This is a genomic window from Arthrobacter sp. 9AX (assembly GCF_902506095.1).
Classification (GTDB): Bacteria; Actinomycetota; Actinomycetes; order Actinomycetales; family Micrococcaceae; genus Arthrobacter.
Window position 1 is genome coordinate 1 of record NZ_LR733298.1, and the last position, 5,928, is coordinate 5,928.

The 5,928-nt window shown below is 59.4% G+C and carries 3 protein-coding genes and 3 pseudogenes; 3 read left to right on the forward strand and 3 right to left on the reverse strand.

Annotated elements, in window-relative coordinates; all coding sequences use genetic code 11:
- Positions 1–190: 190 nt before the first annotated feature.
- Both BACI348_RS21185 and BACI348_RS20865 read left to right on the forward strand, forming a co-directional pair.
- Positions 191–834, forward strand: a pseudogene (locus BACI348_RS21185) (recombinase family protein); the annotation flags it as partial.
- Positions 828–1,589: a recombinase zinc ribbon domain-containing protein gene (locus tag BACI348_RS20865; protein WP_236557736.1), complete on the forward strand. Its 762-nt coding sequence runs from the start codon at positions 828–830 to the stop codon at positions 1,587–1,589. The pseudogene BACI348_RS21185 and the gene BACI348_RS20865, both read left to right, overlap by 7 nt.
- Before the next feature lie 162 nt (positions 1,590–1,751).
- Here the strand turns inward: BACI348_RS20865 and BACI348_RS20515 are convergent, their stop codons facing one another.
- From BACI348_RS20515 to BACI348_RS20525, 3 genes and pseudogenes are all read right to left on the reverse strand, one after another.
- Complete coding sequence (locus tag BACI348_RS20515) at positions 1,752–2,531, reverse strand: rolling circle replication-associated protein (RefSeq protein ID WP_159830418.1); 780 nt, start codon at positions 2,529–2,531, stop codon at positions 1,752–1,754.
- Positions 2,532–2,984: 453 nt separating this feature from the next.
- Entirely contained in the window at positions 2,985–4,700 is a 1,716-nt protein-coding gene (locus BACI348_RS20520; RefSeq protein WP_159830420.1) for a hypothetical protein, read from the reverse strand.
- 701 nt (positions 4,701–5,401) lie between these two features.
- Positions 5,402–5,614, reverse strand: a pseudogene (locus tag BACI348_RS20525) (HNH endonuclease signature motif containing protein); the annotation flags it as partial.
- Between BACI348_RS20525 and BACI348_RS20530 the strand changes: the two are divergent.
- Positions 5,582–5,928: pseudogene (locus BACI348_RS20530) on the forward strand (HNH endonuclease signature motif containing protein); the annotation flags it as partial. The pseudogenes BACI348_RS20525 and BACI348_RS20530 sit on opposite strands and share 33 nt — an antisense overlap.

The following is a 5,928-nucleotide window of genomic DNA, read 5'->3' on the forward strand; positions in this document are numbered from 1 at the left end:
GAGTCCGGGTGGCCAGTGTGGTGGTTCCCGGTCGGGGTGTTCGGCTGTGTAGTGGCGGCCGGTGGGTGAGGTCCAGCCGGGTGGTTCGGCGTGGCTGGCGGGGGTGGGTTCCCAGTGGCTGTTGTGTCTGAGGTGGTGGTGTTGGGGGCAGAGTTGGGCGAGGTTAGCGACGCTTTGTTAGTCTGACCCCATGAAAGCACCTCGTTCCGCCGCGATCTACGCCCGCATCTCTTCCGACCAGTCAGGGGAAGCTTTGGGCGTCACGCGCCAGCTGGAGGACTGCCGCAAGCTCGCTGCGGACCACGGCTGGACGATCGGGGATGAGTACGTCGACAACGACATCAGCGCCTACAAGGGGAAGCCTAGACCCCGTACGAGCGGATGCTCACTGACCTTGCCGAGGGGTACCGGGACGCGGTGATTGTTTACAACATGGACCGGCTGACCCGGCAGCCGATGGAGTTGGAGCAGTTCACCCGATTGTGCGAGCAGGCCGGGGTGACTCAGGTGAAGTCGGTAACCGCTGACATTGACCTCGGTAACGATGACGGCCTGTTCATGGCTCGTATCTTGGCGGCCATCGCTTCCAAGGAGTCCGGGCGGAAGTCCCAGCGCCTCCAGCGCAAGGCCCGCCAGCTGGCGGAGCAGGGACTACCTAACGGCGGCCACCACCGCCCGTTCGGGTACGAGCAGGACCGCATGACAGTCAACGAGGCCGAGGCTGAGATCTTGCGTCAGGCTGTGGCCCGGTTCCTGGCCGGGGAATCTTCACGCTCCATTTGTTCTTGGCTCAATGAGGAAGGAGTGCAGACCACCGCTGGCGGCTCATGGCAGACCATGACCCTAAACGCGCTCCTGAAGTCGGCACGGTCGCTGGGCTGCGGGAGCACAAAGGCGTCGTGGTTGCGGACGCTAAATGGGCAGGAATCATTACACCTGAACAGCGGCAGCAGATCCTCGCCCGCTTCGAAACCAAGAAACGCACGAACACCCGCGCGCCGCGCCGCTACGTGCTGTCGGGCCTGTTGCGCTGCGGAAAATGCGGAAACAAGCTGTTCTCCGCCGTCCGCAAGGAAACCCGCCGCTATGTCTGCCAGTCAGGTCCTGACCACGGTGGCTGCGGAGGCATCACGATCGTGGCCCCGCCGCTGGAAGAGTTTCTTGCCGCTGCCGTACTTATGCGCCTTGACACACCGCAGATGACTGATGCCCTGACGGGGCGCCGGGCAGCGGACGAGCGGCAAAGCAGCCTGCTGACCGAGTTGGAGGCAGACCGGAGCCAGATGAAAGAACTTTCCGAACTGTGGGCGGCCAAGGAAATTTCATCCGCGGAGTGGAAGGCTGCCCGCGGGCCGATTGAGGCCCGGATCAAGGCCACCGAGCGACAGCTGGCGATGGCGTCCAACTCGACCGCTCTGGATGGATTAATCGGCACCGGAGGGCACTTGAAAGAGACGTGGGAGACGCTGAACCTCGACCGGCAGGCCGCGATCATCAAGGCCGTCCTGGACTACGCGACTATTCTGCCGGGGACGCCGGGAGCGAGGGCGCTGGACCCGGCACGAATTCAGCCCGCTTGGCAGCTATGACGCCGCGGCGGTACTCCGGCCGCTGCCGCGTCCGTCCGTTCCGGGCGCGACGCCCATGAGCACGCCAACCGGGCGAGAACACCGGGATCGGTTACACGGACCGAAACCCTTGGACGGCACAACTGGCCTCCAACCACGCAGTAAGCACACGCTGATCCAGCATTATGCACCCCATTGCGCCCAAATTGCAGGAGCACCGGCCCAGTCCTCAACAGAGGCCGACGACCACTGGGTCACGGGAGGCCCGTTCAGATAGTCCGAGGCCTGCTCAAGAACATCACTGGGAGAGTGGCCGCTGAGAGAGAGTTTGACCGGCTGAAAGCCCTGGGCTACGTCGTAGCGGTGAAGCCCGAACACCTGCGACCCCGCTTCCGTAAAGCTCTTCGAGACGTACTTCGATAGATACCCGGCTGCCTTACGCGCCTCGGATAGCGCCCCCGACCCGACCGGTAGATCACCAAGCAGCTTGATATGGACATGCCCGCGGCCCCAAGCCTCTTTGATCAGACGGCGGTGAATGTACCTACCGACCGCGAAATGCGCGTGCAGCCCGTGGTCCGTCTTATGCCACTCCGGAACCCACGCGTAAGGCAAAGCATCGCCACCAAGCGCGGAGCGGAGATCGCGGAAAAACGTGCCGAGGTGAGAACGGAGTTCCTGGGGGTCATGACAGCCGGTTCCGGCGTAAGTCAGCGTCCCCAGACGGTTGAGCCGATTCGCTGCGCAGTAACGATGCAGTTTGGACCCCGCCCGCCGACCGGCTTCGGCAGCAGCGCGCTCAGGATCCGCGGCTGAGCCTTTGGCGACGAACGTACGGTTGGGCTTATATGAGGAGCGGAAACCGCCGCCGCCCTCGCCAGCGTCCGGATAGAGCGAGAAGAACCAGCCGGCATCGGCAGCGATAAGCCGGCCAAGCGAAGAGCCGACAGCAGAAGTAGACATTGGGACCCCAGGAGAACGAAACCGACAAGGAATCGCTGAAGCCCACCAAAGAGCAGAAGGATAAATATCTGGCTAAGACAGGGGCTTCAGCATCCGGTCTCGCTCCGGATGGGCCCTCTCTGTTTTAACCGTGAGCATTATCGGGAACGCGGGCCTACCACGTCGCTCGGCCCTCAGGACGGCCACCCTACAAATATCTATTCCGGCCCTGAGTTGGTTCTGCCGGGTACTGCAATGTGCCTATCTTGCCATACGAATTACACGGCTGTCACTCGCTGCCGCGTAACCGTTCGTCCTCGGACGCAGAGCGTCCTCCGGGCGCTGCGTCACTTGCCACGTCCATTGTGGCTGGCTTGGATGCGTCTGTTCACTTGCTTCCGAGTTATGTTGCTATTTCAAGTGAAGAGGCGCGCCTCCGGCGCGCCCCTCTGCGACCCGCACTTACAAGCCCTACTAGGTACGTGTCGAAGTTTCACCCGCATGGGACTCCGCACTGTCAAACTGCTGGTAGTTACTCCACTCCTCAGCGAATTGCGTATCTTCTAGGTGCCTGAAAACAACGGGATGAACCGTATCTCGGACTAACGCTCCGGGCACGATAACGACTTGGGAAGCGGTCCATGGCATTGACGAGAACATCAATTCAGACGGACCATGAAGCACGACCTCTCCTCCACTACCGTCGCGTAGGACTCTACGTTCACGTTTCGAAGCATCCTGAGTCGTCGAATGCAGCTGGTAAATGGTCGGAATAAGGCCCAACGAAGCGAGTTCGCCCAGCGCACCAAGGACTCCATCTAACGCGAGCGATAACTCTTGAACCGTCGGGAAGGTCTTGGGAGGATGTCCCAGCCGATTTCTTGTTTGTGCTACATCGGTTCGCGAAAACTGAGCCTGGACTCCGCGCAAGGCCGCAATAATCTGGTCCGCAGAACTTTCCGCCAGGTCGCACACCAAACGGGTGTGGCGGAACGGAAACACCAATACTTTGGTGTACTTGGCGAACGACGGTTCCTCGCTGCGCCTGTATTCTCCCTTGCGAGTCAGTATTTCCTGCACTGCATCAGCAAGTACGGGAAACGCTTGCAACAGCGTTCCCATGGAATTTCCACTCTCTTTGAAGCCGAGATCATCTCCACCCTTCTCAATGAGCAGCCGGGCCGCAGCCTTCTTCGCTCGCATCCGACTGAAAGCGAAAGATTCCCGCCCCAACGAATAGTGATCTGTCGTCAGCATCCATGCGCTGAAGTCCACTGCTATCGCCAGCACGGACTCAGCCTCGACAAAGAAATCTAAACCTGCGCTTCGAACTGCTGTAACCCACTCCTCAGAAGGAGTTGCTTGTGGCGAGCCTACGACGCCACGAAGGACCTGACCGAATTGTGCCAGACGAGCATAAGGACTAACCGGAAGTTCCATTCGTCCACCTAGCTTCCAAACTAGCCTGGCTTCAAGCGCTTTGGACTCGTCCGCATTCGCTGGTACGGCGAATCGACCGTACTTTAGTTCCTTGAAAGCCCGCACCAACGTTGCTCGCGAAGAAAACACGAGCCTTTGAAGCACTTCCTCTTTGCTGGCCGAGCGAAGATAGTAGTCGAGCCGCTCGAAAGGCGTACCCGGATATTCAAGAAGTTGATACGCAAGCTCATCTTCCGCTCCAGCGTACAAAGCTTGCAACATCGTTCGCATAAGGGGTACGGAGTAGTTAGGCGTAAATCGAACGCCAGCTCGACTCAACTGCAGCTTCGTACCGAATCCCCCTCCACTCACATGCCGCTGAAGCACGGGAATGCGCACTTCACTTCCCGTCAGGTGTATCTCCTCCGAGTCAACTACGGACTCTAGATGCTGGACTAGGTCCTCTGTGCTAAAGACCAGAAGTAGTTGCAGGACTTGAGCATCATCAAGCTCTGAAATGATCGCGTTTAGTTTTCCTTTCGCATTCGCATTGGAGAACAAGCTAAGCGAAGAGATGCGACCTTTAGCACTGGCGCTACCGCGGTAATTAAGGCGCTCCAGCAATAGCCTTTGCTCACCCGTTGTTAGCCCGTTACCCAAGAGCCATGGTAATGAATCACTGTTGAAGACATCCCAATGCTGCGAGTCCGGACGACGACTATCAGCTCGTAAATTCCGCATTTTTTCTGATGAAGGATAGGTGCGTTGCAACTCTCTATAGAACTTGCCAGATGGAGTCGACCCTGTTTGCAGCTCGACGTGATGCGCGACGTTACATCCGATATCACTACACTGATAATTAGGACCACAGGTTAGCGGCGGAGTGTACCTAAGTTCGTCTGAACGAAGAATTCCGAAAGGTCCGACTACTATGTCCCGTATTTGAGCTACGCCCTGAGGAACGTCATCGAGCAGTCTGTATGATTGGCCAGCGGGGAGGCTTCTTGGAGCAGCCGCGGCTCCATAAAGGGAGGAGTAGTGTAAGTCGAGCTGGCGGCCATATACCCAAGGGTACCTAATTCGCTTCTCAGCAATCTCAACACTTAGTAGTCTGGCAACCTCATCCTCGTCCGTCTGTGCGACATCTATGAGCGTGGTGTCACCAGCTACAAAGGCCGCTAGGGCTGCAGCCTTCGAATCAGCAGGACTAGTGTCAATATGCCGCCTCACAGATTCGACCATGTCTGCACCTTGGGGAGATAGCCTAATAGCTTCAGCAAAGCCGGATGGGTACTCGTAGTCGTCAGCTAACAGGCACTGTCCTGCGAATGCGCCCAAGCCACTCAGATATTCAACCGAACCCATAAATCCCCCTGCTGGTTGCTCATGATCGATACTCAACACTAAGCTCCAAAACGCTTAAGTGTTCACTCATGTCCTGGAGGAGGGTCACATTAGTAATTTGTGCCCTTGGTGATGCCGGTGGTTCCGCCGTGTTCCCAGGCGTGGAGGTGGTCGGTTTCGTTGTCGGGGGAGTGGTTGTTGCAGCCGGGGAAGGTGCATCTGCCATCCCTGAGCTGCAGGGTCTTTTTCATGGCCTGGGTGAGCCGGTAGCTGGTCCGGCCGATCTCCAGCGGGGCACCGTCGCGCGGATCCACCAACACCCGGTGGAACGAATCATCGCCGACGAAACCGACACCCTCGGCCCCGCCGGCGCCACCGCCCTGGTGGCGCACTTCCTCGACCCGGACGCACCCCACCCCGCCCGCGGAGCCGCGCCCGGTGACCTCTTCCCCGCCCGGTTCCGCGCCAAAGTCCGCACCTGGCGCGAACGCCACCACCCCGACACCCTGGAAAAACGCCACACCAAAAGCGCCGCCGACCGTCGGATGGAATACAGCCCCGACCGCGACGGCATGGCCTGGCTCTCCCTCTACCTCCCCGGAGACACCGCCAACGCCATCTGGAACCGCACCACCGCCCTCGCCCGCGGCCTCCA

What these genes read in the sequence shown, in the direction of transcription:
- BACI348_RS20515 (WP_159830418.1), bottom strand. Translation starts at nt 2,531, where the DNA reads ATGTCTACTTCTGCTGTCGGCTCTTCGCTTGGCCGGCTTATCGCTGCC.
- BACI348_RS20865 (WP_236557736.1), top strand. Translation starts at nt 828, where the DNA reads ATGGCAGACCATGACCCTAAACGCGCTCCTGAAGTCGGCACGGTCGCT.